Below are 26,213 nucleotides of genomic sequence, written 5' to 3'. Positions count from 1 at the left end.
CCGGCAGGACCAGCGACACCCCGTGGGCGCAACCCTGACCTACAGGCAAGGTTCAGGAGCGCGCGGTGCCGACGAGCTCGTCGGCGTGACCACGGGCGTGTATGCCGTCCAGCACGGCTGGGTCTGGTCGATCCGCCGCAGGAGCTGCTCACGGAATTCGGCGGCGGCTGCCCGCACCTCGGCCCTGGCCGTCGCGCTGTCGCAGGATGTCGAGACCGACCACCAGGGCCCTCCCGCTCGTGATTGAGTGTCAGCACGACGGATGTCACCGAGGGCTCCCGAGGCACCGAGCGGGCTGCGGCTCGACCTGCTCGGCATCGGGGCCTCCCGGCTCTCGTCGGCCGAACACACCGGAGGGTGGTGACGTGCGGATCGCGGTGGCGCTCGGCGCAGGCGGGGCGCGCGGCTACGCGCACATCGGGGTGCTCCAGGTTCTCGAGGAGCGTGGGTTCGACATCGTCGGGATCGCCGGCTCGTCGATGGGCGCCCTGGTCGGGGCGCTGCACGCGGCCGGCAAGCTCGCAGCCTATGCCGAATGGGTGTGCACCATCGGCCAACGCGACGTGCTGCGCCTGCTCGACCCGAAGCTGGGCGCCCCCGGGGCCATCCGCGGCGACAAGGTCATGGACGAGGTCAGGAAACTGCTCGACGGCGTACGCATCGAACAGCTGCCCGTACCCTTCACGGCGGTGGCGACCGACCTGCGGGCCGGCCGGGCCGTGTGGTTTCAGCACGGGCCGGTGGATGTCGCCGTGCGCGCCTCGATCGCGGTGCCGACGGCCATCACGCCGGTCATGGTCGACGGCCGGCTCCTCGCCGACGGGGGCCTGATGGAGCCGTTGCCGATGGCACCGACCACCTGCATGCCGGCGGACGCGGTCGTCGCCGTGTCGCTGCCTCTCAAGGCCGCCCGCACCAGTTCCCGGCACGGTGCGAACGTCTGGGAGTCAGCCGGCCCGCAGCTGGGCCGGTGGCGGGTGGACCGGGGATCCGCCGCCCCTCGGTCCGCCGACCGGGTCACCACCGGCGACGGCGGTCCGACAGCGGACGCCTCCGCGGAGACCCTCACCCCGGACGACGGGCGGGATGCCGCACTCCCCGCCGACCTGCGCGCCCTGGACGTCATGAGCCTCTCGATCGAAGCCGTGCGGGATCTCCTCATCCGCTACCGGTTGGCTGCCCACCCGCCGGACCTGCTGATCCAGGTACCGACACAGGACGTCCGGATGCTGGACTTCCACCGCGCGGCCGAGATGATCGAAGTCGGTCGGCGGGCGGCTACGGAGGCGCTGGAGTCGAGCCCGCTGGCTTGACGCTCTGGTTTTGTGCGACCGATAGCGGGTAGCTGCGCCGGGTGAGTGCTGCCGGTGACCGGGTCACCGCCCACCGGACGATGATCGTCATCGGTCTGATCCTCGCCACGCTGATCGTGGTCAGCGTCCTGATCGCCGCCGAACTGGGCGGTCTGGTGGGAGCCCTGCTGGCCATCCCGGCGGCGGCTATCGCGCGCATCCTGTTTCGCGATTTCGTCCCCGCCGGGCGACGGTCCGCCTCGGTCGAAGCGGACGACGGATGACGACGGGACGGCTGGGGGTGCTGCTGCGACGACCTGACCAGTCGCGGCCGGCATTCCTGGAACTCTTCTTCGATCTGGTCTTCGTCCTCGCGTTCCTCCGGCTCTCCCAGGAGCTGTTCGAGCAGTTGAGCTGGACCGGCGCGTTCCAGACACTGGTGTTGCTGCTCGCCGTGTTGGCGGTCTGGTTCTCCACGGCGAGGTTCCTGGACGCGTTCGACCCGCAGCATCGGCTCGTACAACTGCTGACCATGCCGATCATCTTCGGCACCCTCGTGATGGCGGCGGCGACGCCTGAGGCGTTCGGCCGCACGGGCCTGGTCTTCGCAGGTACGTACGTCACCGTCCGCCTCGGCGGCCTCGCTGTGGCCATCTTCTACCTGCGTGGCCACGCGGCACGGACCAGTGCGGTGCGGCTCGCGTTCTGGGCCGGGATGGCCGCGATCCCATGGATCGCGGGTGCGCTGCTGACCGGTGGTGGCCGTGCCGTGTTGTGGATGACGGCGGCGGTCATCGAGTACGCGGGGATCGCGCTCGGCTTCCCGACACCCAAACTGGGTCGCAGCGGCGAGCGTCGACTCGAGGTCGTGGTTTCCGAAGAGCACACGGCCGAGCGCTACCAGCAGTTCTTCATCATCGCTCTGGGCGAGCCGATCCTGGTGACCGGACTGACGCTGGGAGGCGGCGACTTCGGGGCCGACCAGGTCGTCGGGGCGCTGCTGGCCTTCACCACGACGGCCCTGCTGTGGCGCGTCTACATCCACCGCGCCGGAGCCCTGCTGGCCGAGGCCATCGCCGCGACCGCCAACCCGCGCCGCGTCGCCATCCTGACCATCTACTCCCACGTCATCATGGTCGCCGGCATCATCACCATGGCCGTCGGCGACGAACTCGTCATCGCCCACCCACTCGGACACGCGGAACCCGCCTGGACCACCGTCATCCTCGGCGGACCCGCGCTCTTCCTCGTGGGACGGGCCGCCTTCGAGTACGCGGTGTTCGGTCGCGTCTCCGCCCCCAGGGTGACCGGCGCGCTCGCCCTGGCCGCCGTCACCCCCGCGACGAGGTCCGCGCCGCCGATCGCGGTGGCCGGCATCGCCGCCCTCGTCCTCGCCGGGGTCGCCGTCGCCGACACGCTGCGTGCCCGGCGAGTCCCGTCCGAAACGCCGTCACCCCCCGGTTAGCGCCCGCGTCGGAGCCCTGGCCGGAGCCTGCGCACCCCGCGAGAGCCGCCGAGCAGGTCGACGCGCCGGTACGGCGGGGATTCGTGCGGGCCGGGCCGGGTAACACCCGTCATGGCTGCCGACCGGGACGACGCCGTTCGCCGCGCCGCCCGGGCCGTGGCGACCCAGGCCCGGCGTCGCAGCGGTGAGGCGGGACGGTTGAGGCTGCGGCTGTTCTCCGTCATCCTGCTCGTCGCCGCGCAGTGCGGGCTCGCCGCGGCACTGTCCTGGGCGCTGGCGCACGACGTGCTCGGCCGGCCCTCGCCGATCTTCGCGCCCAGCGCGGCCGTCGGCACGATCGTCGCCGCCCTGGGTCAGCGCGCCCGACGCACCGCCGAACTGATGCTCGGCGTGGGGCTCGGCCTGGTGATCAGTGATCTTTTCGTGGACATTTTGGGTTTCGGGCTCTGGCAGATCGGCCTGGTGGTGGCGCTGGCCATCGCCGTCGCCCTGTTGGCGACCGGGCACAGCGGAGCGCTGGTCGCGCAGGCCGGCAGCACTGCCGTGCTGATCGCCACGTTCGCCCAGTTCGAGCAGGGCCTGCAGTGGGCGCGGATCGTCGACGCCGGGGTGGGCGGCGTCGTCGCGCTGGTGGTGGTCGCGCTCCTGCTGCCCGTCAATCCGATGCGCATCCTCAACAGCGCCACCGCACCGGTCGCCTCGACCCTCCGTACGCAGCTACATGAGGTGGGACACGCCCTGACCGAGCGCGATCGGGACCGGGCGCTGCGCGCACTGGATCAGCTGAGTGCGATGGACCCCGACCTGCAACGCATGGACGAGGCCCTGGGCGGCGCCGAGGAGGTCACGGTGATCGCCCCGGCGCGCTGGCAGCGCCGTCTCGATGTCGAGCACTACCGCCACGGCATCCCGCACATCCGCCGGGTCAGTCTCGGGGCCCGGGAGCTGGCCCGCTGGGCGGCGACCACGCTGGAGTACGACGAGCCGATACCGGAGGAACTCCCGGCCGCCGTCGGGAAGCTCGCCGAGGCGGTCCACCTGCTCCGGCGGGAGGCGCGCACGGGTCGGCCCTTCGAGCAGACGTACCAGGCGGTCGAGCACGGCGCGCGGCTGGCCGGCCGGGCCTACCGCAAGGGGCGCAAGCCCTTCTCCGACGCCATGGTGATCCAGCTCCGCACCATGGCCAGCGACCTGCTCCGGGCCACCGGATGCGAGCCGCAGACCGCCAACCGGATCGTGCGGGAGGCCAGTACCGCCTAGGTCATCGGCGGGTTACCGACCGTCGGTCCGTTAGGCGGTCGCCGTCGGAGTGCGGCAAGGGGCGCCGGCAGATCTCGTGGGCGTCCGCTGGTGGGAGACCAAGCATGCGCAGCACGTCCTCGGTGACCTGGTCGGCGGCCGTGGCGTCGTCACGCTCGGGTTTGTCGTGCAGCAGTTGCCCGAGGCACAACGCGGCGCCGGCCACGGTCACCATCGCCAGCTCCGGGTCCCGCACGTGGAACCGCCCGGCACGCACGCCGTCCTCGATGTCGCGCCGGGCTCGCGGTGCGAGGCCCTTGTCCGAGCGGGCCAGGGCCAGGCCGGTGCTGAGCAGGACCTTGCTCAGCTCGGGCTGGCGGCGGTGGAGGCGCCCGGTCAGCCGGAAGCTCTGCGCGAACACGTGGGCCGGGTCGTCCAGGCCCACGGTCAGCTCGTCGAGCAGGGCGCCGTAGCGGTCGAAGGCGTCCTCGACGGCGGCCTCGATGAGCTGCTCCCGACTGTCGAAGTGGTTGTAGAACGACCCCATCCCCACGTCGGCCGCCTGGGTGAGCTCGAGGATCGGCACGTTCGGCCTGCCGGCCGCGATGAAGGTCTGAGCGGCGCGGACGAGCGCCGACCGGGTGTGCGCCTTCCGCCGCTCCAGGCGGTTGGGCGAATGTCTGGTCTGCTGCGTCATGCCTGCCTCCCCACCTCTCCCCGACGCTCCACGCCCACCTTAACCCACATGGAACTCAGTGCTGACGAAATCGTCACTCACCCTTGACTGACGCTAACCTCGTAAGTGACGATTTCGTCAACTTGGAGGGAGGGGGACATGATCGAGCGCCACGACCCGCACACCGGTCTGCACAGCGAACAGGGCGCGCTGCCCGGCGAACACCCCGGCCGGGCCCGCAACCCGATCGTCAAGGTGCACGACCTCGCCTGGCTGGAGTTCCAGAAGCCCGACCTCGAGCGGGCCGAGGCGTTCGCCGCGGCGTTCGGCTTCACCACCGCCCTGCGGACTCCCGACGAGGTGCAGCTGCGCGGCACCGACGCCGGCTCGCCCTGCGTGCTCATCCGTCGGGGCCCACGCTCGCGGTTCCTCGGTCCCACGTTCCGGGCCGCCGACGGGCAGGACGTGCTGCGCCTCGCGGAGGCGACCGGGACGACGCTGCGCCCCCTGCCGGACAGTCTCGGGGGCGTGGCCGTGGACCTGGTCGACCCGAACGGGACGCGGGTACGCGTCGTCGCGGACACCCACCAGCTGCCCACGCTGCCCACCCAGGCGCCCCTGACGTTCAACATCGGGCACGACGTGGCCCGGGTGAACGCCACCCAGCGACCGCCGCGCGTCCCGGCCAGGGTGCAGCGGCTCGGTCACGTCGTGTTGCAGACCACCCGGTACCGCCAGACGCTCGACTGGTATCTGGAGCACCTGGGCCTGATCGTCAGCGACTTCCTCTACCACCAGGGGCAACGCGAGCGCGGCCCGGTGATGAGCTTCATCCGCTGCGACCGCGGCAGCACACCCACCGACCACCACACGCTCGCGATGACCCTCGGTCCGGCCAACCGGTACGTGCACTCCGCGTACCAGGTCCCCGACCTCGACTCCCTTGCCGCAGGCGGCGAGCACCTGCTCGATCGGGGCTACCAACGGTCCTGGGGGATCGGCCGGCACATCCAGGGCAGCCAGATCTTCGACTACTGGCGCGACCCCGACGGCTTCCTGGTCGAACACTTCACCGACGGTGACCTGTTCGACTGCACGCTCGAGCCGGGCTGGGCACCGATGAGCGCCTCCGGGCTCGCCCAGTGGGGTCCACCCGCCACCAGGGACTTCCTCGGGGTGAAGCCCGGACCGGAAGCACTTCGCGAGCTGCGCGCCGTCATCGGCGCGCTCCGCGCGGACAACGAATTCGACCTCCGCCGCCTCCACGGCCTGATGAAAGCGTTCACCTCATGAGCACCTCCGTCCTGCGCACCGCCGACGCCTGGTGGGTCCTCACCCCCACCGGCGCCGCCAAGGTGCACACCAGCGCCACCACCACCGCCGAACTACTGGCCGACCGGGAGGCAATCGCCGCCGCCGCGAGCGGCGACAGCGTCCCGGTGGACGACCTCGCGCTGCTCTCCCCGGTCACCGCACCCTGCCGCGTCGTCGCCCAGATGACCAACTTCGCCTCGCACGTCACGGACACCAACGGCGACCCCGACACCGTCCCGTTGACGTTCTTCCGCAAGACCTCCGGCTCGATCAGCGGCCCGTACGCCGACGTGGTCCGCCCCGGGCACGTGACACTGCTGGACTACGAGGTCGAGATCGGGCTGGTCTTCGGCCGCGAGATGCCGGTCGGCACCACGGTCACCGACGAGAACCTCGCCGAGCACGTCGCCGGCCTGGTGGTCACCAACGACATCTCGGCACGCGACGTCCAGCTACCCAAGACCCAGTTCTACGAGGCCAAGTCGTACCCGACGTTCACCCCGGTCGGTCCCGCGCTGGTGCTACTCGACGCCGACGAGCTCACGCGCTTCACCGACCTGCGGCTGAAGCTGTGGGTCAACGGCGAGCTCCGGCAGGACATGACCGCCGCCGACATGATCTACCGCCCGGTCCAGGCGCTGCAGGCGCTGACCCGCTTCCAACGCGTCGATGCCGGCGACCTGCTGCTGACCGGCACCCCCGCCGGCACGGCCCTGAGCGCACCACCGAAACCGGTCGAGATCATCGCCTCGCTGCTACCGCCCACCGTCAAATGGAAGATGTTCTTCAAAAGCCAGGCCCGCAACCCCAGATACCTCGCCGACGGCGACATCGTCGAGGCCACCATCGCCACCGACGACGGCACGATCGACCTGGGCCGGCAGCGCACCGTCGTGCGATACGCCCAATGACCGGGCCCCTGCACTGGCCAAACCACGCAACACCCGAAGCCCTGGCCGCGACCGAAGCAGTCCCGCTCGAAGCGCGGAGCCTACCCGAATCGACGTACGCGCTGCCCACGCAAGCGGCGCGACCCACGGCGGCGGCGGACGCGCCTCGACCGCTGTCGACCATCGACGGCGTACGCGTCGGCCACCTCGGCGAACGGCCAGGCTCCATCGTGGCCGCTGTGACGATTCATCCCGCCGCCCAGGAAGACTCCGTGAAGGCGACCCTGGGCCGTCATGCCATCGAATGGCGATTGGACACTCTCTGATGACGCTCGTTGCGACCATCCTCGCTGTGCTGCTCGCGCTGGTCTTCCTCGCCCTGGGCACGGCCAAGACCCTGGCCCTGCAACCGATGCGCGAACGTGCCACGGAGGCCGGTTTCTCCGTCGCCGCCTATCGCCGCATCGGCCTGCTCGAGGTCGCCGGTGCGGCCGGACTGCTCGTCGGCCTGACCGTGCCGCTGATCGGCGCCCTCGCCGGCACCGGGTTGCTGCTCCTGCTGACCGGGGCCCTCGTGGTGCACCTGCGCAAGGGAGACGGCCCCCAGAAGTACGCACCGGCCCTCGTCTGCGGGCTCCTCGTCGCCGCCTACCTCGTCCTTCAAGTGCTGACGCGATGACAGCGGTTCCGGTGGTGATCGTCGGCGCTGGCCCCACCGGGCTCACCGCCGCGACGCTGCTCGCCCAGTACGGCGTCGAGTGCCTGATCCTCGAACGGTGGGATTCGATCTACCCCCAGCCCCGGGCCGTCGCCCTCGACGACGAGGTGCACCGCATCCTGGCGCGGCTCGGGCTCGGGGGCGAGTTCGCCGCGATCTCCCGGCCGCACCTGGGTCTGCGCCTCCTCGACCGGGACATGCGGGTGTTGGCCGAGTTCCGGCGCGACGTCGCGTCGGGCCGGCACGGCTACCCCCAGGGGAGCATGTTCGACCAGCCGGAACTCGAGGCGATCCTGCGCGGGAACCTGGCCCGGTACGACAGCGCCACCCTGCGAGGCAACGCCGAGGTCACCGCACTGATCCAGGACGGCGGCGGGGTGCGGGTCGAGTTCACCGACACCGCCACCGGCGCACCCGGGTCCGTCCACGCCGCCTACGTCCTCGGCTGCGACGGCGCCAACAGCCTGACCAGGTCCTCCATCGGTGCGAGCATGCGGGACCTGGGCTTCACGCAGCGCTGGCTCGTCATCGACGTGGCCACCGAAGCCGACCTCGATCAGTGGGAGGGGGTGCACCAGCTCTCCGACCCGGCCCGCGCCGGCACGTACATGCGCATCGGCGAGACCCGCTACCGCTGGGAGTTCCAGCTGAGGCCCGGCGAGACCGCCGACGACTATCGCGACCCGGCCCGGCTTCATCCGTTGATCTCGCCGTGGACCGGCACCCTCCCCGTCGCGGAGCTGGCAATCATCCGCACCGCCGAGTACACCTTCCGCGCGCAGCTCGCCGACCGTTGGCGCGACCGCCGGGTGTTCCTGCTCGGTGACGCCGCCCACCTCACCCCACCGTTCATCGGCCAGGGCATGTGTGCCGGCCTGCGCGACGCCATGAACCTCGCCTGGAAACTCGCCGGCGTACTCGACGGGACCCTCGCCGAGACCGTGCTCGACACCTACGAGATCGAACGCGGGCACCACGCCCACGCCATGATCAAGTTGGCGAGGTTCATCGGCACCGCGATGACGGCCGGCGGCGAGTTGGGCAACCTCATCCGGCGCGCCGTGGCACCACGGCTGCACCTCGTACCCGGTCTCAAGAAACTGGCCACAGACAGCCAGACACCCCCGCTGCGCCGCTCAGAGCTGGTGACAAGGCCACGCCTGCGTCGCAACCTCGCGGGCCGACTGTGCCCGAACGCCATCATCGACAGCGATCTCCGCTTCGACGACGTGGCGGCCGGCCGCTTCGCGATCGTCACCTCCGTAGAGCCGTCGGCGGCGCAACGGGCGGAGTTGACACGCCAGGGTGCAGTGGTCGTCAGTGCCGCACCGGGCAGCGAACTGCACCGATGGCTGAGAAGAGGTCACGCACAGGCAGCCATCGTCCGCCCCGACGGCACCGTCCTTGCGGCCGCCAGGCAGCTAGCCAGCCTGATCGAGCCCTCGCGCTGCTCTGGCTGACCCGGCTGACCAAGCTGCACTACCTGACGGACGTGCTGCCGTCGATGGTGCTGCTGGGCACCGGCCTCGGGCTCATCTTCGGTGTCGCCCTCGCCGTCGCCACCTTCGCCTGCATCCGGCCGGTCTTGCGGCAGCGCGCCGGCGAGCCGGCCGCGCCTGTCCTGAGCTGATCGGGAGCGGGCATGGATGCCGGCGATCGGCTGCCCGCCCGGGTGGGCCGTAAGCGAGACCCGTCGCGCGACGTGGCGATCCTCGACGCCACGCTCGACGTGCTGGCCGAGGCGGGTTTTCGGAACCTGACGATCGGGATGGTCGCCGCGGCGGCCGGCGCCGGCAAGGCCACTGTCTACCGGCGCTGGCCGACCAAGGCCGACCTGGTGCTCGACGCGGTCAGTCGGCTCGACAATCAGCTCGGTCCCGGGGCGCTGCCCGACACCGGCACGCTGCGCGGCGACCTGCACGCGCTGCTCGATTCGAGCGACGGCGTTGACAGCCGGCGATTCCGGATCATGGCCGGGCTGACCTCTATGCTCGCCGACCATCCCGGGTTGGGCGAGGCAGTCGACAAGGCGATCATCGAGCCCTGGGCGACGGCCAACCTGCTGCTGATCCAGCGGGCCGTCGCCCGGGGCGAGGCGGCGGCGGACGCCGACGCCGCGGGGCTCGCCCGAGTGGTGCCGACCATGGCCGCCTACCGGGCCTGCGTGCAACGCCGGCCCATCCCGAACGCGTACATCGAAGGGCTGATCGACCACATCCTGCTCCCGGCGCTCGCCATTGCCTGAGCCGGTACGCGCGAATAATGGTCTGGGTGGCCACCGTGCCGTCGCGCCCGGTCACCGTCGCACCGCAGCGACAGGTAGCCGGTGGCGGGCTGGCGGAAGGCGCCCCACCCTCGCCGGGGTCGACGTGTGGGCGTCGTGCGACACCTCGACGACGACCCGCGGTGGTGCCCTTCACCTGCCGGTGGAGGGCGAACGGCACGACGGCCCGGCCGGCGGACAGTGCTGGGCGTTCCCAGTGCCGGCGAAGGTCGACGAGGGCACCTCAGGCGAGGCGTAGCTGGACGTGGACGACCCACACCGAACCACGTCCACCGGTCGGGCTCGGATGGATCGGACGCGCCCGTTTCACCCAGAATAGTCCACTGTCAAGCGATCCAACAACACCCTCGGATACGCCGATTCGGCACGCCTACCAGGCGATCCTCAGGCAGGCCGGGCGCGATCGACTCGCAGAACCACCCGAGTCAAGGGTTCCAGCAACGGCTTACCCACCGCCACGTCGAGCCTGGATAGCAAAATGAGGGTCCCCGCAAGCCTCTGACCTGCGAAAACCCTCGCACTGTCGGGACGGCCGGATTCGAACCGACGATCCCTTGCCCCCAGGTAGTCCAATGGCGCAGCGGCAGGCTCACGCACGTTTGTCCAGGTCGCATGGAGCATAAACCAGCCGTGTAAAGGAGTCGTCCTACCACCCGCAGCACCAGTTGGCCCTTCCAACCACCACCCGGAGCGAGCCACCCGTTACCTACCGCCGGTTCCAGCAGTGGGACCGACCGGCGCCGCGCCGAACTGGCCGGTTGCCGCCATGGTGATACTGCAGGGCACACTCCTCGTCCGCTCGCCCAACGCCCTGCCCGGCGGCCAGGAGCCGGAGCGTAAGCGGCGGATAGAGGTCGCACGCTGTCCGGGCGGCTGGCCGTCCACATGCTGCTCGCACCCGCCTGCCGCTCGCCCGGCGCGCTCGCCAGCTTCCGAGTGCTCGCCCTGGATTCCGCCTGGTACGCCACCCACCCAGCCGCGCCAACGCCGACCTACCGAGCCGCCCGCCATCAACTCACGTGGTCACCGGCTCCGGTAGGTAGGCCTGGTACAACTGCTTGACGAGCGAGTTGAAGGCGTAACCCCACAACCTGGTTCCCCGGAAGGTCCACACCTTGCCCGCCTTCACATTCACGACGGCCGGTTGGGCCATCGCCGCGAAGCCGTTCAGATTGAGGCGGTACGCCTTCTGCGTCAACGCCGCAGCCGCCGGGTCCACCGACTCAGTCACCAGGATCGGCAGCACGATCACGCCCGATTGCAATCCGCGCCACTGCCCTTTGCGCCCCAGCCCCAGGTTGACCACATCGTCAATGAAATCCCGTAGGCTGGTCTCATCGACCCACTCCGCTTTGGCCGCGACCGCGAAGACGTGAATCCGCGTTAGCAGCCGCACCCGCGCCCGGTATCCGACCACCACCGGCAACGAGCCAATAGTCTCGTTAGTCACCGCACATCCATCGGCAATCATGCGATGCCGAACAACGTCCACATAATCAGTCGCGGAGACCATGTTAAGAACTCCTCTCCCCGCCTTGCGCTTGTCGAACAACGAAAAATGTACCGGAGTGCCTACGATCGCCCGGACCAGGCCGCCGACCAAGATCCGACTGGCTCAAAACTGCTCTACAGGATCAAGAACGGCCCCGACCGAAGCCGGGGCCGCGCGCACGCGCTCAAGGCCTACGGCCCCGCGCGCACGCCCGCCAGTATCGAGCCGCCAACAACAGTCACGGCATAAATCGACAATCATGTATGCGTTTGATCATCTGACATCAACCGTGACAGCAACCCCCATCGACAGCAGCGCCCGCGACCGCACTACAGCGCACTACGGAAGAGACGGCAACAGTCCCAACCAGGCATCGACTTTCGCGGAGTCATCCGGGTTAAGACCACGTTCTGCAATCGGCTTGAGCGGACTCAACAGATTCTTTGCAAAGCGCATCTCGCGAATCTCGTCCGTCGACGATGTGCGCCAGAATGGTGCCTTCGCCCGTGCCAGTTCGAGCGAAATAGGAAGGCCCTCCAGCACCATCCGCTTTACCGCCGTCGCCATATTATCTACTTCCAGATCATCGGTAGAACTCTCTGCCAAAGCCACGAGAACATTAACCCGGCGCAAAATACTCTCGCGCTCATCTAGAGCACCGTCGCGCTGCGCTGCCGCAATCAGCACGTCGTGTGCGTCACGCAGCAGAGACAGTTCCCGAGCTACTATCTGCCGATCAGATGAGGCCAGCCGCGACGTGAAAAGTTCAAGCACGGAACGCCATTGCCCCTGGGGCGTTCCGTACCAGCTAGGCGCCTGCTCGGCAAGGAAGGTCGCAAGGTCGCGGAGATCCAGATCGGTCAGCTCGTCCAGGTCAATCACTAGAATCCAATCCCCGCTCGCTCGAACGCATCGCGACCAATTTGCAGGCTTTCCGCAGACGGCCGGAAATGTCCGCTGTGATTGTTAATATCCAATCCAAAATAGCCCGACGACGACGATCCTGCGATGTCAGCCTCACCTGCTGCGCGAACGGGCGCTCCCCGACTCAAAACAGCATGTGAGATTTCATGACCCCCTACGAACTTAGGTTGAACAACGAGGCTTCCATCTTCGAGAACCGCCCACTTAACCGTTCCGCCAGATACCGCAGCATCAAACGAAGATGAGCCGGGCCTCGAAACCGTGACGCCGAGGCGTTCGGCAGCAGACAATTCTCCAGCCAACGCCCCCGGCATTTTGTTATCGAAGGTACCGCAATTGTGCACGAGGACCGGCGTGTTGCCAGCCAACACATAGTACGTGTGGATGTCGGCGACGGTGAGGTTGTAGGCGGTGCCATGTTGAGCGGTCGCCCAGTCCAGCCCCGTGACGGCGAGAGTGTCTCCGGAGGCTGTGTACAGCAGGTCTCCGGCGTCGAGCTCCTGGCTGTCCTGCCACTGCTGGTCGGTTACGTTCCAGAACGGGTGGTCCTCAGTGGTGGCGACCCTCCCGCCGCTCACCTTCAAGTCGACGAGTTGATCCTGGTGAACCCACAGGTGGGTGACCTCACGCGCGCCTTCCTTCCCCGTTTCGGGGTCGGTCGCCAGGACGGTGTCGCCGACCTGAATGTCTCCGATTGGCTTCGTACTTCCGTCCGCCATCACCACTTCGGTGTCGCTGCTGAAGCTCTTGAAGCAACTACCTGCGGCTCCTGCACCGCCACGGGCTGCTGATCGCGCCCCGGCACCTGCCATACCGACGGACGTACGCAGGCCAGCGCCGGCGGCGAGGCCGAAGGCCCCTGCGCCGAGGGCTGGCAGGAGAACCGCGCCGCCTGCGCCCAGCACGCCGCCGATGGCTCCGCCGACGACGGCTTCGCCGGCGAGTTGCAGGAAGCTTTCTTCGTCGGCGTCAAGGCTGTTGGTGGTGAGTGAGGCGACATAGCCGCCGACAAAGCCACCTATCGCGGCGCAGCCGACGGCGCCCACGCCGAAGCTGCCGGCCGTACAGGCTCCACCGACGATGACACCCGCGGCGACACCGGCGACCGCACCGACGGCGCCGGCGTTGCGGCACCAGAAGCTGGCTTGGCATTCGCGTTGTTTGCGTTCTGCTTCGGCGCGTTCGTTGCTGGCCTGCCGGTACGTCTCGCGTTGTTGCTGGCAGCTGGCTCCGCAGGCCGGGGGGACGTACTTCTTGACGATCCTGGTTACTCGTTCCCCGGAGGGGGTGGTGTCGACGTAGGCGCGGTCGCCGGTGTCCTCGCCGTTCTCGGTGTGGTAGAGGCCGGTGGGGTCGGCGTTGTCGATGGGGTTGTTGCCGCCGTACTGGTAGGCGTCGTACTGGTCGGGGTCGTCGGCGACGAGGACCGGGTCGACGGAGATGAACCGGCCCAGCGTCGGGTCGTACTGCCGGGCACCGACGTTGGTCAGCCCGGTGGGGTCGATGTCCCCGCCGACGAAGCCCTTGTTGTTCACCCAGACCGGGTTGGCACCACGTGCTGCACCGTACGGGGTCTGGCGGCGGATCGACACGGCCTGGGTGCCGGCGTTCACCGCTACCTGTTGGGTGCCCTGGTGGTCGTCGAACAGCCAGGTCAGGTTGGTGGTCGCCGAGCCGCCTGTGCGGGAGGCGCAGACGGTGCCGGCGAAGCTGTAGTAGCGGGTACCGGTGTTGACGCCTCCTTCGCGTCGGATCTCCTGCCCGGGCAGGTAGAGGGTGGTGCCGGTGCTGTCGCGGCGGATGATCCTGACGCCGTCGGGGTCGTAGACGTTTGTCTCGACCGTCTGACCGCCGGCGGAGACGGTGGCGAGTTTGCCCTCGGCGTTCCAGCCGAGGGTTTGGCTGTTGGTGCCGGTGCCGCAATTGTTCGCGGCGGTGCCGGTCGGCCGGCAGGTCGTGTTGCCTGCGGCGTCGTAGGCGTAGGTGCTGGCGACGCTGCTCTGGCCGGGTGCCTGGGTGGTCATCACGGTGACGGCGTGGGGACGTACCACGTCCTGACCGCCGGTGGGCAGGGTGTAGGTGCGGGTGGTGTCGCCGCTGGCGGTGTGGCTGGTCTCGGTGAGTCGTGAGCCGGTGGTGTTGAAGGTCCAGTCGTGCCAGTACGGTGCCGGGCCGCCCAGGTTCGCGACGATCGGGTCGGTCTGGCAGTCGACTCCGGCCTTCGGCGTCCAGGCGGTGGTGAGCCGGCCCAGCGGATCCTGCCGGAAGCACTGGGTGTCGGCCTGACCGATCTGGGGCTTCTCCTCGATGGAGGTGAGGTTGCCGATGTCGTTGTAGCGGTAGTTGCGGTCGGAGACGGTGCCGACGGTGGTTTCCCGTTCGACGGTGGTGCGGTCGATGCGGCGGGTGGATTCGTCGCGGTAGATCGTGTCCTGGGTCCACACGCCGCCGGGCATCTTGTAGATCGAGCCGCTGCGTTCGCCGTAGGCGGTGTAGCTGGCGGTGGCCATCGTGCCGTTGGAGCCGGTGAGGCTGGTGTCCAGCCGCACCGGCATCCCGGTGGTCGCGTCGTAGTCGGTGGTGACCTGCTCGGTGACCAGGCCACCGCCGGACGGGTAGGAGATCGACGTCGGTGCGCCGGTCGCCGCCGAGTAGCCGTAGCCGTAGCCGTAGGTACCGCTCAGACCGGTCTCGTTTGCCGGGATGACGTAGTTGACGCCCTTGGGCTGGTAGCGGCCGTCGAAGCTGACCACCTGCCACCGGTAGGCGTTGCTGCTACCCGCCGGCTCGTACCGGATCGCCTGGGTGAGTTGGCCCTTGAATCCGCCCTGTCCGGTGAAGAGGGTGTCGTACTTCCACTCGGCGCGCAGCGCTCCGGTGGCGGAGTCGTCGCGCAGTTCCTTCTTCCGCCCGAGCGCGTCGTAGACGTACCAGAGCACCTCACCGCGGGCGTCGGTGGTCTTGACCAGTTCGTTGCCGTCGTTGAAGGTGCTGGTCGTCACGCCCTTGTCGGGGTCGGTCGTGCGCCACAGGCGGCCCTTGGCGTCGTACTCGTTGACCCACCGGTTCCCCGCCGGGTCGACCGTCCTGGCCAGCTGGCCCTTGCGGTTGTAGACGTACTGGGTCTCCTGGTACGCCCCACTGACACCGGCCGCGGTGGTGTGCTGACGCAGCTTGACGACGCGGCCCTCGATGTCGGTCACCGTCGTGGTCGGGGTACCGCCCTGCGGCGGCGTCACCGTGGCGAGGTCACCCTCATGGGCGGTGACCGTCCGCCACTCCTCCTCCAGATTCGACACACCGTCACCGGCCAGGAATATCGCGTTCGTGGGACGTGACGCCCGGTCGAACACGGTCTTGGAGACGGCGGGGACAGACCATTCCGGCTCCCACCACAGCGTGCCCGACGGTGCCCCGGGTTCGGCGTGTGCCCCGTAGGAGGTCGCGGCGCGGCCGAGACTGTCGTAGATCGTGTCGGTGACGACCCGGTTCCCGGTGCCGTCCACCGCCAGGCTCTGGGTCTGCCGGGGGCGCAGCAGACCGTCGAGGATCTCGTACGAGGTGACGTAGTTGCCGTCCGCGTTCAACGCCTGTGTCCTGACGAACGGGTAGGCGTTGCGGCCAGCGGCGAACGTGTACGTGTACTGCGCCGACGGGGTGGTCGGATTGGCTGCCCTGGTCCAGCCCAGGGCCCACACCTTGCTGACGCGGCCGAGCGCGTCGTACTCGACGTCCGAGATCACCCTGTTGTTCGGGTCGGTGGCCTTGACCGTGGAACCCCAGTAGGGGTTCATCTCCACGGACGAGGTCCATTTGAATGGTTCCGGACCGGTCGTGGTCACCTTGGAAACCGGGCCGCCCACGGCCGGCGTGTACGCGGTCGTGGTGACGTTGCCCTTGATGTCGGTCGCGCTCACCGGCCGGCCCGCCGGGTCGTAGCTGCCCTGGGACACGACCTGCCACACGGTGCCGGTCCCGACCGACCAGTCCTTGAGCTGCTCGGTCTTCGTCACCGATCCGTACTTCGGTGCGGTGTCGACGCTGCTGGCCCCGTCGTAGTAGGTCCGGGCGTCGGAGATCACGTCGTCGACCGAGGACGGGTTCGTACCGCACGCCAGTGCGGTGGTGGTCGTCTGCTTGACCGTGGTGGTGAGGTTCTTGCCGGTGTTGCGGTTGTAGCGGTAGGTGATGCACGTCTCGTCGCCGGTGACGGCGATGTCGCCGTCGTCCTGTGACCAGTTGACCGTGCCGTACGTGTGATCCAGGTTCTTGGTGCCCCGCGAGGTGCGCCAGCCCCGGCTCCCGTCGACGCCCAGGGCGGTGGCCGTGTAGGTGGTCTGCGTGTCGACGAACCGGGCCTCGACGGTGTCGCCGTTGATCGTCCGGCTCGCGGTCGGGTTCGACCGCCACGGTACGTTCACCGTCTTCGACACCGGTTTGGTCTCGACCCCGTTGTAGACGACCTGCTCGCGCACCTGGCCGGCGAACTGGTCCTCGTCGTACACGGTCTCGGTGCCCAGTGAGGCCGGGACTGTCACGCTGCGGGTGCCGCCGCTCGGGCTGGCCTTGTCGCCGTGCATACCCCGCATGAAGGTCGTCACGGCGAGTGTCTGGGTCGCCGAGTCGTCACCGACGCGGGTCTTGACCTGCGCGTAGCCACGCCACTGCGACCATGTCTTGCGCTCCGGCCTGGTCAGACCGTCGTCGTCGGCGTAGTGCCACGCCGGCGATCCCACGTACTGATACCAGGTGTGCTTCGAGGGCGCCTGGTGCCCGTCAGCGAGTTGGATGTCGTCTTCGGCGACGTGCTCGACCCGGTGCTTGTGCCACCATTCGGTGATGAGCCGCTCGCCGGTCGGGTCGGCCGGGTCCGGAACCCGCACCGGGTAGCAGCGTTTCGTGTTCGTGTGCGGGTTCAAGGTCTCGACGATCGCCTCGGTGCACTCCGGCTGCGCGTAGTCGACCTTGATGCGGGATCCGGTCTCCGTCACGATGCTGGAGATCCGTAGCCAGTTGTCGGTCGTGCCGTGCTCGGTCAGCACCCGGTTCGGCAACGACTCCGCCTCGAAGGTCACCGGCGGCAGGCTGACGGTGCCGCCGACATGCCCCGCGTGGTCGATGCGGCTCAGCCACAGTCCCGTGTGCGTGGAGTCCGCCGTGGCCGCGAAGGTGTGCGACAGGGTCCACGACTCGACGTCCTGCCACTCCGGGGTGGGTCTGGTGGTGTCCCACACCCACGTGGTGATCTTCTTCAGCCGCTTCGTCGTCCAGAATGTCGGCGAGTACTGCTGCGCACACGACGTCGCCGACGCCTTGCACTCCTGATCCCACGGAGTGTCCTTCCACGACGCCTTAACCGGGCTCGACTCGGTACCGCAGTTGTCGAAACACCGCATGTCCGTGTCGAACACCACCCGCGCGTACGGACTGATGCTGCGTTCCGTCACCCCGTGAATGTCCGACGTGCGGTCGTAGGTGCCGTAGTCGATCCGCTCCAGATACCCTGCCCGGTCGTAGGACACGTCGTCGGAGTCGGTGTCGTTGCGGGCGTACTTGTTGGTTTCCTTGCCGTACCACAACGACATCGTGTTGCCGCGCACATCGACGACGTAGTCCACATTCCACCGCCATGCCTGCTGGCAGGAGGAGTTGGCGAAGGACGTGGCGTGGCACGGCTCCCCCGTGTGGTTACCGAACACCGGCACGGCCAGGGTCGAGTTGGTCTTCGCCGTGTGGCCCGGCAGCGAGTGCAGGCCGAAGAAGTACTGGGTGCCGTCGGTGGTGGTCACCTTCCAGTGCTCGCCGTTGTTGTCGCCGTTGCCCGACGCCCCGGTCAACTTCTCGATCTTCGAACCGTCTTCGGAGCGGGTATGCCAACCCTTGCCGGTCTCGAAGATGAGCTCGGTGCTGCGGCCGTTCAGGTTCATCGTCGCGTTGTCCGAGCGCCAGCACAGGTCACCGGTATCGGCGGTGTTGTTCGCGCCGCTTGTCTTCCGGTCCTCCGCACAGGGCACGTACCGCCGCTCGATGAACCCGGGCGAATAGTCGAAACCCTCACCGATCCACGACGGCTGGTTGTTCGTCACCTCCGAGCGGCCGTCCACCGAGGCCGACGAGTACGCCAGGGCGACCGACGGCTCCGGGCCGGTCGCCGGCGGCGTACGCAGCGGATAGTTCCACGAGAAGTCACCGGACGAACCGCCCGCCGACCAGGTCGACGACGGCGCGAGACCGGTGGCGGTGAAGTCGCCGTCCGCGCCCGACCCAGCCGCCGCCAAAGCGATGAACGAGCCGCTGGCCGGGGTCGTACCCCCCGACAACCGGGCCAGTTCCCTCGGCATCGTCGAGGTGGGGGCGGTCACCTCAGCGGTCGCCACCCCCTTACCGAGATCGTTCCTCGTGGGCAGCGGCACGGACCGGCAACCCGGCACGTCCGGTGTCGACAGGGCACAGGTCGGGACCTGCCACAGCCGCAGCCGCGACGCCCAGGAACCGCCCACCGCGTGCCGGAACGAGTTGTAGTCCACCGACACCTTCGCGCTGCCGGCCGCAGCCCCGGCCGGCGCCGTCACCCTGAGCACCAGGCCGTCCCGCCAACTGCCCGGCAGTGACTCCCGATCCACCACCTGCACGTCGACGCTGGTGACCCGCGAACCGGCCGGACCGCTGCCGCGAGCGACCCACACCGGAAGGGCACCCGCTCTGACGCCCCGACCTGACGTGGTCGGTGAATCGAGGGTCACCCGGGCGGTGCTGGCTGTCGGCCACGCCGGCTTCGGGAGCGGCGTGTCCTGCATCAGCTTCTGCGTCCACGCCCGGCCCGACACCGAAGCGCCGTGCGTGTCGAGTTTCTCTGCCGGCGGCCTCGCCGGCTCTGCCTTCGGTGCGACCGCCTCGGCCGGCACACCGACCAGCAGCGAGGCCGCCACGGGAACGGCCGTCAGGCCGGCGATCCACCGACGCAGGCGGCCCGCTCGATGCAAGCTCCGTCGTGGCTGCCGCGAATCGTGGGCAGGTGATGCAGCGAACATGCTTTCTCCCCGGTCAGGACAGCCGCATGGAGCAAGGGTGCAGATGGGTCATATCGACAGTTGCAAGGTCTGGACGGGATGTGTTCGGGCCAGCAGGTGAGCGGGCCGCCTTGGTCGGCGGCACCCGGGGCACCGGAGCAGGCATTGACCTGGCCCGGCCGCGGGCTAGGAGTCGTACAGCAGGTACACCGCGGTATCCGTCAGCGCACCCTGGAACACCGCCACGTCGTCGATGCCGCCGATCCACGGATCCTTCACCTGGCCCTGCCACAGGACCCGGCCCACCAGCAGCGGACCCGTCGACGCCATCGGGGTGAACGTGAGGTTCTGCGTGACCCCTTCGAGCTCACCGTTGACGTAGAGGCGAATCTGCTTCCGCCCGGCGTCGTAGACGCCGACAAGGTGGGTCCACACACCCTCCTCGGCTGTCGACGTCGACGTGATGCTTGCCGTCGGTGTGGTAATGGCATCCTCATCGCTGATGGCGAACTGCCATTTGCCCAGAGTGGAGTTGAACTTGAGCCAGCCGCCGCTGGCGTGCTGTCCCCGCTGCGACATCGCCGTCCGCATACCGTCGAGCCGGTCGAGCATCACCCAGGCCGACATCGTGAACGACTGATCGGTACGCAGGACCGGCTTGTCCTGCCACTGGGTGAACTCCAGACCATCGGCGTCCGGCGGCGTGATGCCCGTCTTCACCGCACTCCGCCCGTACTCCGCGGTGTTCTCGGTGAAGCCATCCTCCGGGAAGTACTCGTCGTCGAGCCACAGCCCCGAGCCGTCGGTGGAGTAGCCAGCGCCCACGGCGGAGCCCCGCGTCAGTGCCAGCCACCGATCCCAGGCCGTCACCGTGTCGCGTACCTGGCAGGTATCCCGCAGATCGGCCAGGTAGCAGGGCGTCGCGAACTCGAAGTTCCAGTCGCCCACCCGCACCGGAGTCAGCATCCCCGGCTCGTGGAACCCACCGGAGGCCGGATCCTGTGCGAGCTGGCCGACGAAATCATGCGACACGAGCACTCGGTCGTAAACCTGCACGTCGGCGAGGTTGCCGTGGAACCAGTTGCTCGCTACGCCGGAACTCCACCCCCGACCCACCGCGAACGTGCCTGTCGCGTTCCACGGCGTGCCGCTGCGGTCGACCTCGGCGACAAGTTCGCCGTCGACGTAGAGCCGGACCTTGCCAGCGGCCCTGTCATACACGCCCGCTATGTGCGTCCAACGCCCGACATCGGCTGATGTCAAGGCCGTGCCGCTGTAGGCCGCACGGCTGGTGCTCGACTGGTCGTCGCTGTCCTTTATCAAGAACGACCAGCGTGGCGTCAACGGTGACCCCACCAACCGGGTACCCAGATGAAACCCGGCGGCACTCGCCCCCGCTTTGGACGCGATGACGACGTCGCCAGTCGTCGGCAGCGAGCTGAGCCGGACCCACGCGGCGACGCTGAAGGAGTTGGCCGTGTTGACGGCACTGCCCGACGTGGTCAACACCGACGAGCTGCCGTTGAAGCCAAGGGTCCTGCCACCGTTGAGGCGAACATCGTCGACCCAACTGACATTGGACGCGCTCAGGTCGGTCTGACCACCCAGCGTGGGCTGCTGATCGGCGAGCGCGGCCGTCTGAATGACGCCGGGGTACTGCTCCAGGCCCCACTGAGCGACGGCCGGTGAGGGGCGGGGCGCGGTGAAGGTGGCGGAGCCGATGTTGCCGAGATTGCCAGTGGCGTCGATGCCGCGAACCCAGAAGGTGTTCTGCCCGAAGCTAGGCACGGTGACGGTGACCGTGGCCGTCTTCGGATTGGTGCCGCTGGCGGTGACCTCGGTCGTGGGCGGGTTGGACCAGCCGAAGCGGAACTTGGTCACGTCCGTGGTGGTGGTGCTGATCGAGAAGGTCATGTTCCTACCCGGGCCGCCGGCGGTACCCGGGGTGATCGTGGGCGCCGGAGGCACGCTGGTGTCCGCGGCGAACTGGCACCACGACGACCAAGGACCGGTGATCGAATATGGGGCCTTGTCAGTGCCCTTGGCGCGGAACGCGTACTTGGGACCCTTCGCGATCGTCACCGCGACACTCTCGGCCCAACTGCCCGGGCTGATTCCCGTCTTCGCTGGTGGCGGGCTCTTACGAGTCGGATAGGTGTTGGTTACCGTCCCCATGCCCCCCGCTGGCACCTCAATCCATTCGAAGGTGCCGGTCAGGGAGTCACTCTTGTCGGCGTCGGGAAACACTGCCGCGAACTTCGGCGTCAGTGTGCCGATCGTCAGCACCCCGGAGCCGCAGGTCACACCAGCGACCTGAAGGGTGTGTGGAGCGCCAGGCTTGGTGTCGAAGTCGACGATCAGCTTTGCGTCATTGGGGTAGAACTTCTTCCATCGGCCCTGCGTCGACTCTCCCGACCCGTCGGACGCCCGCGCGGTGAAACCCACGGTGATCGAGTTCCAGTTCCCGTTCGCCGCGGCCTGCACCTGGTTGGTGGTGCTCGATCCCTGGAAGTTCATGGTCATGTCAGGTTGGATCGACGAACAGCCACCCGCCTCGTTCGCGTTCCCGGTCGCCGTATTTAGGAATGTCTTCAACTTCATCGTCGACCAACTCGCCTTCGGCGTCGCGTTGATCGCCGGAGTCAGGTACATCGACGTCACCGTCGGGTCACACGACCACGAGTGGTCCAACTCCATCTGCACGTACGCCGACTCGATGTGCTTGCCCTTGAGCGACACACCGTTAGCCGTCGTCGGGAACGCAAAGTACGACCGGAACACGGCGCCGGTGTCCGGATTCAGCCCCACTCGCGCGCGACTCGTGTCCGAGTTCGACGACCCGTTGTTCGTCCCGTACGCCCACTTGTTCTTGAACACCGACCACGCCGGGTCCACGAACAGCGGGAACACCGCATCCGGGTGGTCCAGCAGCGTCTCATCCGGACGCAGCACCAGGTGGTCGCCGGAAATCTCGACATCGACCTTGCCGGTCCGTGCCGCGTCCCCCGCCTCTGCCGCGGTCGACGGCGCGCTCTCGGTCGACGCTCCCCGCGCCGAGACGCCGTCCACCGCCCCCGCCCGGGAATCCCACATAACCGCCGGCTCCGCCGAGGCGACCACAGCACCACCTGCCACCGCTCGCAGGCCGCCATCCGAGCCCGCCACGACCTCGACGTCCCCGCCGATGCGGAACCGCGGCTCACGGACGTCAGGATGCGTCGCTGCCGCCCGCGTCTTGACCACCAGCACGTGCGTGAAGCCCGTCCGCGTCGCCCGCACCACCAGATCCACGTCGGCAAGCACATCCGCGTAGGTCAACGAATCCCCCGACACCGTCGGCGCCGGCAACGTCCCCGGCCACGAGAGGGTGACCGTCCGCCCGCCTCGCGTCAGGGTCACCATCGCCCCGTCCCCACCACCCGAGAACGCCACATCCGCGACCGACATCCCGGGCCGCCACAGCCCGTCCCCGCCCTGGGCCAGGTTGAGATCGATGTTTCGCCAACCGCCAGCCTTGCGCGTGCGCTGCGGCACCACCGCCGAGGCGAACTGCAGCCGACCGTCCGGCAACGCGGTCACCTCGGTGAATTCCGTCCGCGACCCGTCCACCACCACCGGCCGTCCACAGGAGGCAGCCAGCACCCTCGCCTCGACCTCGGAGCCGGCGATATCCGCGCACTGCGGTCCGCCCGCAGCGACCCGCTCCGGCGCCGGAACACCGATGAACCCGGCAACCACCACAGCCGCTGCCCCAGCGGACAACCCACGCCGCCACCGAACGCCCAACACACACCCCCGCGGAGAGCAAGCAGTGGCAGCGACAGTAGGGCCTCGACCTCCCCGCAGCCGCCCCGCTGCGCCACGACAAAACCGTCATCCACCACCAGCTATCGATGGTTAACAATGTATTGATGAATATGACATCGTTTGATCACTGAGGGCAACGACAAACCGTTCGATATAAATCAATATGTGATCAGGAGCACACTTGTGTGCCGCCATGCTCGCCTCTAGCGTGCCCTCCCTCGGAGGCGCTGGCTCACGGCGGCGGAGATGGCGACCGGCCGCCACCGACGTTCGACATCGCGTTGGCGATCTAACTGCCCCTGGCGGCGGTCACCGTCGGCACGTCCGGTGCCGCTCGTGGCCGCCCGCACCCCACCGCCGACCCACGTGAAACTGCAGCCGGACAGTGCTGGGCGTTCCCAGTGCCAGCGAAGGTCCACGAGGGCACCTCAGGCAAGGCGTAGCTTGACGTAGACGACCCACACCAAACCACGTCTACCGGTCGGCCTCGGACGGGTCGAACGCGCCCGTTTCACCCAAGAATCGTCCACTGTCAAGCGGTCCAACAACACCCTCGGATACGCCGACTCGGCACGCCTACCAGGCGACCCTCAGGCACGCTAGGCAAGATCGACTCGCCGAACCACCCGAGTCAAGGGTTCCAGCAACGGCTTACCCGCCGCCACGTCGAGTCTGGATAACAAACCGAGGGCCCCGCAAGTCTCTGACCTGCGAAAACCCTCGTAATGTCGGGACGGCCGGATTCGAACCGACGACCCCTTGACCCCCAGTCAAGTGCGCTACCAAGCTGCGCCACGTCCCGATGCCACCGCCGGCGTAGCCCGCGACAGCCGGTACAGCTTAGCGCAGCTACTCTCTCCCGTCGCACAGCCCCCACCCATGCCACCACCCCTACAGCGTCCTAGGAGGATAGGTGGAAGGGGTGGGGGGCATGGGTCTCGGCGTGGGCGGTCAGCCGTGGGCCTTGCCGCGGCCGCCGGGGCCGAGCTTCTTGCGGGGGCGTACCGAGATCTCGATCGGGCTGCCCTCGAAGCCGAACTCCTCGCGCAGCTTGCGCTCGACGAAGCGCTGGTAGCCGGCGTCCAGCGGACCGGTGGTGAAGAGGACGAAGCGGGGCGGGGCCACGCCCGCCTGGGTGGCGAACAGGATCCGCGGTGCCCGACCGCCGCGCACCGGGTGCGGGGTGGCCTGGACCAGGGCGGTGAGCCACGCGTTGAGCTGCGCGGTGGGGATCCGGGTCTCCCAGCTGTCCAGCGCCCGGTGCAGGGCGGCGGCGAGCTTGTCGACCGCCCGGCCGGTCTTCGCCGACAGGTTGAGCCGGATCGCCCAGGGGATCCGACGCAGCTCCCGTTCGATCTCCTTGTCCAGGTAGTACCGGCGGTCGGCATCGACCAGGTCCCACTTGTTGAAGGCGATCACCAGCGCCCGGCCGGACTCGGTGACCATGGACAGGATCCGCTGGTCCTGCTCGCTGATCGGCTCGCTGGAGTCGAGCAGCACCACCGCCACCTCGGCCGCCTCGATCGCCGAGGCGGTACGCAGGCTGGCGTAGTACTCGGTGCCGCTGGCTCGGCCGACCCGCTTGCGCAGCCCGGCAGTGTCCACCAGGTGCCAGGTGTCGCCGCCGATGGTGACCAGGCTGTCCACCGGGTCGACGGTGGTGCCGGCGACGGCGTCGACCACCGCCCGTTCCTCACCGGAGAAACGGTTCAGCAGGCTGGACTTGCCGACGTTCGGCCGGCCCACCAGCGCCACCCGACGCGGCCCCCGGGGGCGGTACTCGGCCACCTTCGGTGCCTCCGGCAGCGCCGCCAGAATGGCGTCGAGCAGGTCGCCGGAGCCCCGGCCGTGCAGTGCCGAGACCGGATGCGGTTCACCGAGGCCGAGGGACCACAGCGAAGTGGCCTCCAACTCGATGCTGGCGTTGTCGGCCTTGTTGGCCACCAGGATCACCGGCTTGGCGCTGCGGCGCAGCATCTTCACCGCCGCCTCGTCGACGTCGGTGGAGCCGACCGTCGCGTCGACCACGAAGACCACCACGTCGGCGGTGACCACGGCGGTCTCCGCCTGGGCCGCGATCGCCGCGGCGCGATCCTTCGCGTCCGGTTCCCAACCGCCGGTGTCCACCACGGTGAACGCCCGCCCGGACCACTGCGCGTCGTAGGGCACCCGGTCGCGGGTCACCCCCGGCACGTCCTCGACCACCGCCTGACGGCGGCCGATGATGCGGTTCACCAGCGTGGACTTGCCGACGTTGGGACGGCCGACCACGGCCACCACCGGCTGCGGACCGGTCTGCTCCTCGGTGTCCAGGTCCGGCTCACGCAGCTCGATCCAACCGTCGTCGCTCACGCCGCTGACCGTTCGGTAAGTAGTGCCCGCAGCCGCGCCACGACCTCGTCGATGCCCAGCTCGGTGGTGTCCAGGACGACCGCGTCCGCCGCCTGGGCCAGCGGGTCGGCCTTCCGGGTCGAGTCCAGCTGGTCGCGTCGGGCCAGGTCGGCGGCGGTGGCCGCGACATCGGAGGCGTTCTCGGCGCTGCGTCGCGCGGCCCGCGCCGCCGCCGACGCGGTCAGGTACACCTTCAAGTCGGCGTCGGGGGCCACCACGGAACCGATGTCCCGACCCTCGACCACGATCCGGCCCGCCTTGGTGATCATGTCGCGTTGACGGGCCACCAGCAGCGCCCGGACCGCCGGCACGGCGGCCACCGCCGAGACGGCGGCGGTCACCTCGGGGCCACGGATGTCGGTCTCGACGTTCACCCCGTCGACAGTCACGCCGTACCCGGTGGGGTCGGTGCCGATAAGCAGGTCCACCTCGCCGGCGACCTTCGCCACCGCCTGCGTGTCGGTCAGGTCGACGCCGGAGCGCAGCACCGCCCAGGTGATCGCCCGGTACATCGCACCGGTGTCCAGGTAGCGCCCGCCGAGGCTCGTGGCGAGCCGTCGGGAGACGGTGGACTTACCCGAACCGGACGGCCCGTCCACAGCAACCACGCAGCGCCCGGCCGGCACGTTTTCCTCCACCGTCGTCCTCCTCAGCCCGTACCTCACGATCCGTCGGAAACGACCGCGAGCGGTTGACCACACATGTCCAATG

Annotated in this window: 19 protein-coding genes and 1 tRNA gene; 12 read left to right on the top strand and 8 right to left on the bottom strand. The window is 68.8% G+C overall.

All coding sequences use genetic code 11. The features are described from left to right. The first annotated feature begins 22 nt into the window (after positions 1 to 22). From V5O40_RS01320 to V5O40_RS01300, 5 genes are all read left to right on the top strand, one after another. Positions 23 to 247: a hypothetical protein gene (locus V5O40_RS01320; protein ID WP_332903694.1), complete on the top strand. Its 225-nt coding sequence runs from the start codon at positions 23 to 25 to the stop codon at positions 245 to 247. Positions 248 to 365: 118 nt separating this feature from the next. Beyond that, on the top strand, positions 366 to 1,313 hold the full coding sequence (locus V5O40_RS01315) for a patatin-like phospholipase family protein (RefSeq protein WP_332903693.1): 948 nt from the start codon (positions 366 to 368) through the stop codon (positions 1,311 to 1,313). A 41-nt stretch (positions 1,314 to 1,354) separates the two neighbouring features. Beyond that, positions 1,355 to 1,576 (top strand): hypothetical protein, encoded by a 222-nt coding sequence (locus V5O40_RS01310; RefSeq protein WP_332903692.1) that lies wholly within the window; start codon positions 1,355 to 1,357, stop codon positions 1,574 to 1,576. After that, complete coding sequence (locus tag V5O40_RS01305; protein WP_332903691.1) at positions 1,573 to 2,757, top strand: low temperature requirement protein A; 1,185 nt, start codon at positions 1,573 to 1,575, stop codon at positions 2,755 to 2,757. Before V5O40_RS01310 ends, V5O40_RS01305 begins: the two co-directional genes overlap by 4 nt. 111 nt (positions 2,758 to 2,868) lie before the next feature. Further along, positions 2,869 to 4,017 carry an FUSC family protein gene (locus V5O40_RS01300; RefSeq protein WP_332903690.1) on the top strand — a complete coding sequence of 383 codons (1,149 nt, stop codon included), beginning with the start codon at positions 2,869 to 2,871 and terminating at the stop codon, positions 4,015 to 4,017. Between the two features lies 1 nt (position 4,018). On the opposite strand, the gene V5O40_RS01295 is transcribed toward V5O40_RS01300, so the two are convergent. Then, positions 4,019 to 4,693: a TetR/AcrR family transcriptional regulator gene (locus V5O40_RS01295; RefSeq protein WP_332903689.1), complete on the bottom strand. Its 675-nt coding sequence runs from the start codon at positions 4,691 to 4,693 to the stop codon at positions 4,019 to 4,021. Positions 4,694 to 4,831: 138 nt separating this feature from the next. Between V5O40_RS01295 and V5O40_RS01290 the strand changes: the two genes are divergently transcribed. From V5O40_RS01290 to V5O40_RS01260, 7 genes are read left to right on the top strand one after another with little or no spacing between them, the layout of a single operon-like run. After that, positions 4,832 to 5,965 (top strand): VOC family protein, encoded by a 1,134-nt coding sequence (locus tag V5O40_RS01290; RefSeq protein ID WP_332903688.1) that lies wholly within the window; start codon positions 4,832 to 4,834, stop codon positions 5,963 to 5,965. Further along, a complete protein-coding gene (locus tag V5O40_RS01285) occupies positions 5,962 to 6,897 on the top strand; it encodes a fumarylacetoacetate hydrolase family protein (protein ID WP_332903687.1) in 936 nt (311 codons plus the stop codon). The genes V5O40_RS01290 and V5O40_RS01285 overlap by 4 nt, the downstream gene beginning before the upstream one ends. After that, positions 6,894 to 7,202 carry a hypothetical protein gene (locus V5O40_RS01280; RefSeq protein ID WP_332903686.1) on the top strand — a complete coding sequence of 103 codons (309 nt, stop codon included), beginning with the start codon at positions 6,894 to 6,896 and terminating at the stop codon, positions 7,200 to 7,202. The genes V5O40_RS01285 and V5O40_RS01280 overlap by 4 nt, the downstream gene beginning before the upstream one ends. After that, entirely contained in the window at positions 7,202 to 7,555 is a 354-nt protein-coding gene (locus V5O40_RS01275; protein ID WP_332903685.1) for a DoxX family protein, read from the top strand. Before V5O40_RS01280 ends, V5O40_RS01275 begins: the two co-directional genes overlap by 1 nt. After that, a complete protein-coding gene (gene mhpA / locus V5O40_RS01270) occupies positions 7,552 to 9,054 on the top strand; it encodes a bifunctional 3-(3-hydroxy-phenyl)propionate/3-hydroxycinnamic acid hydroxylase MhpA (protein WP_332903684.1) in 1,503 nt (500 codons plus the stop codon). Before V5O40_RS01275 ends, mhpA begins: the two co-directional genes overlap by 4 nt. 32 nt (positions 9,055 to 9,086) lie before the next feature. After that, the gene (locus V5O40_RS01265; RefSeq protein WP_332903683.1) at positions 9,087 to 9,224 is read left to right on the top strand and encodes a hypothetical protein; all 138 of its coding nucleotides are present in this window, start codon (positions 9,087 to 9,089) and stop codon (positions 9,222 to 9,224) included. 12 nt (positions 9,225 to 9,236) lie between these two features. Next, positions 9,237 to 9,839 (top strand): TetR/AcrR family transcriptional regulator, encoded by a 603-nt coding sequence (locus tag V5O40_RS01260; RefSeq protein WP_332903682.1) that lies wholly within the window; start codon positions 9,237 to 9,239, stop codon positions 9,837 to 9,839. 1,054 nt (positions 9,840 to 10,893) lie between these two features. Here the strand turns inward: V5O40_RS01260 and V5O40_RS01255 are convergent. The 7 genes from V5O40_RS01255 to cmk form a co-directional block, all read right to left on the bottom strand. Next, positions 10,894 to 11,391: a hypothetical protein gene (locus V5O40_RS01255; RefSeq protein ID WP_332903681.1), complete on the bottom strand. Its 498-nt coding sequence runs from the start codon at positions 11,389 to 11,391 to the stop codon at positions 10,894 to 10,896. A 318-nt stretch (positions 11,392 to 11,709) separates the two neighbouring features. Continuing rightward, on the bottom strand, positions 11,710 to 12,252 hold the full coding sequence (locus tag V5O40_RS01250) for a hypothetical protein (protein ID WP_332903680.1): 543 nt from the start codon (positions 12,250 to 12,252) through the stop codon (positions 11,710 to 11,712). Continuing rightward, complete coding sequence (locus tag V5O40_RS01245; RefSeq protein ID WP_332903815.1) at positions 12,252 to 19,259, bottom strand: polymorphic toxin-type HINT domain-containing protein; 7,008 nt, start codon at positions 19,257 to 19,259, stop codon at positions 12,252 to 12,254. Before V5O40_RS01245 ends, V5O40_RS01250 begins: the two co-directional genes overlap by 1 nt. A 231-nt stretch (positions 19,260 to 19,490) precedes the next feature. After that, positions 19,491 to 23,045, bottom strand: a complete 3,555-nt coding sequence (locus V5O40_RS01240) for a LamG domain-containing protein (protein WP_408631814.1) — start codon at positions 23,043 to 23,045, stop codon at positions 19,491 to 19,493. Positions 23,046 to 23,839: 794 nt separating this feature from the next. Continuing rightward, a tRNA-Pro gene (locus tag V5O40_RS01235) sits at positions 23,840 to 23,913 on the bottom strand. A gap of 149 nt (positions 23,914 to 24,062) precedes the next feature. Further along, the gene (gene der, locus V5O40_RS01230) at positions 24,063 to 25,463 is read right to left on the bottom strand and encodes a ribosome biogenesis GTPase Der (protein WP_332903679.1); all 1,401 of its coding nucleotides are present in this window, start codon (positions 25,461 to 25,463) and stop codon (positions 24,063 to 24,065) included. After that, entirely contained in the window at positions 25,460 to 26,140 is a 681-nt protein-coding gene (gene cmk, locus V5O40_RS01225; RefSeq protein ID WP_332903678.1) for a (d)CMP kinase, read from the bottom strand. Before cmk ends, der begins: the two co-directional genes overlap by 4 nt. Positions 26,141 to 26,213: the final 73 nt, after the last annotated feature.

The sequence above is a fragment of the Micromonospora palythoicola genome (assembly GCF_036689795.1).
Taxonomy (GTDB): domain Bacteria; phylum Actinomycetota; class Actinomycetes; order Mycobacteriales; family Micromonosporaceae; genus Micromonospora; species Micromonospora palythoicola.
Note: the sequence above shows the minus strand (reverse complement) of the source record. Positions and strands in the feature narration are given on the sequence as shown.

Coding starts and splice junctions, on each gene's coding strand:
- V5O40_RS01305 (WP_332903691.1), top strand. CDS start 1,573: ATGACGACGGGACGGCTGGGGGTGCTGCTGCGACGACCTGACCAGTCG.
- V5O40_RS01300 (WP_332903690.1), top strand. CDS start 2,869: ATGGCTGCCGACCGGGACGACGCCGTTCGCCGCGCCGCCCGGGCCGTG.
- V5O40_RS01295 (WP_332903689.1), bottom strand. CDS start 4,693: ATGACGCAGCAGACCAGACATTCGCCCAACCGCCTGGAGCGGCGGAAG.
- V5O40_RS01290 (WP_332903688.1), top strand. CDS start 4,832: ATGATCGAGCGCCACGACCCGCACACCGGTCTGCACAGCGAACAGGGC.
- V5O40_RS01285 (WP_332903687.1), top strand. CDS start 5,962: ATGAGCACCTCCGTCCTGCGCACCGCCGACGCCTGGTGGGTCCTCACC.
- V5O40_RS01280 (WP_332903686.1), top strand. CDS start 6,894: ATGACCGGGCCCCTGCACTGGCCAAACCACGCAACACCCGAAGCCCTG.
- V5O40_RS01275 (WP_332903685.1), top strand. CDS start 7,202: ATGACGCTCGTTGCGACCATCCTCGCTGTGCTGCTCGCGCTGGTCTTC.
- mhpA (WP_332903684.1), top strand. CDS start 7,552: ATGACAGCGGTTCCGGTGGTGATCGTCGGCGCTGGCCCCACCGGGCTC.
- V5O40_RS01260 (WP_332903682.1), top strand. CDS start 9,237: ATGGATGCCGGCGATCGGCTGCCCGCCCGGGTGGGCCGTAAGCGAGAC.
- V5O40_RS01255 (WP_332903681.1), bottom strand. CDS start 11,391: ATGGTCTCCGCGACTGATTATGTGGACGTTGTTCGGCATCGCATGATT.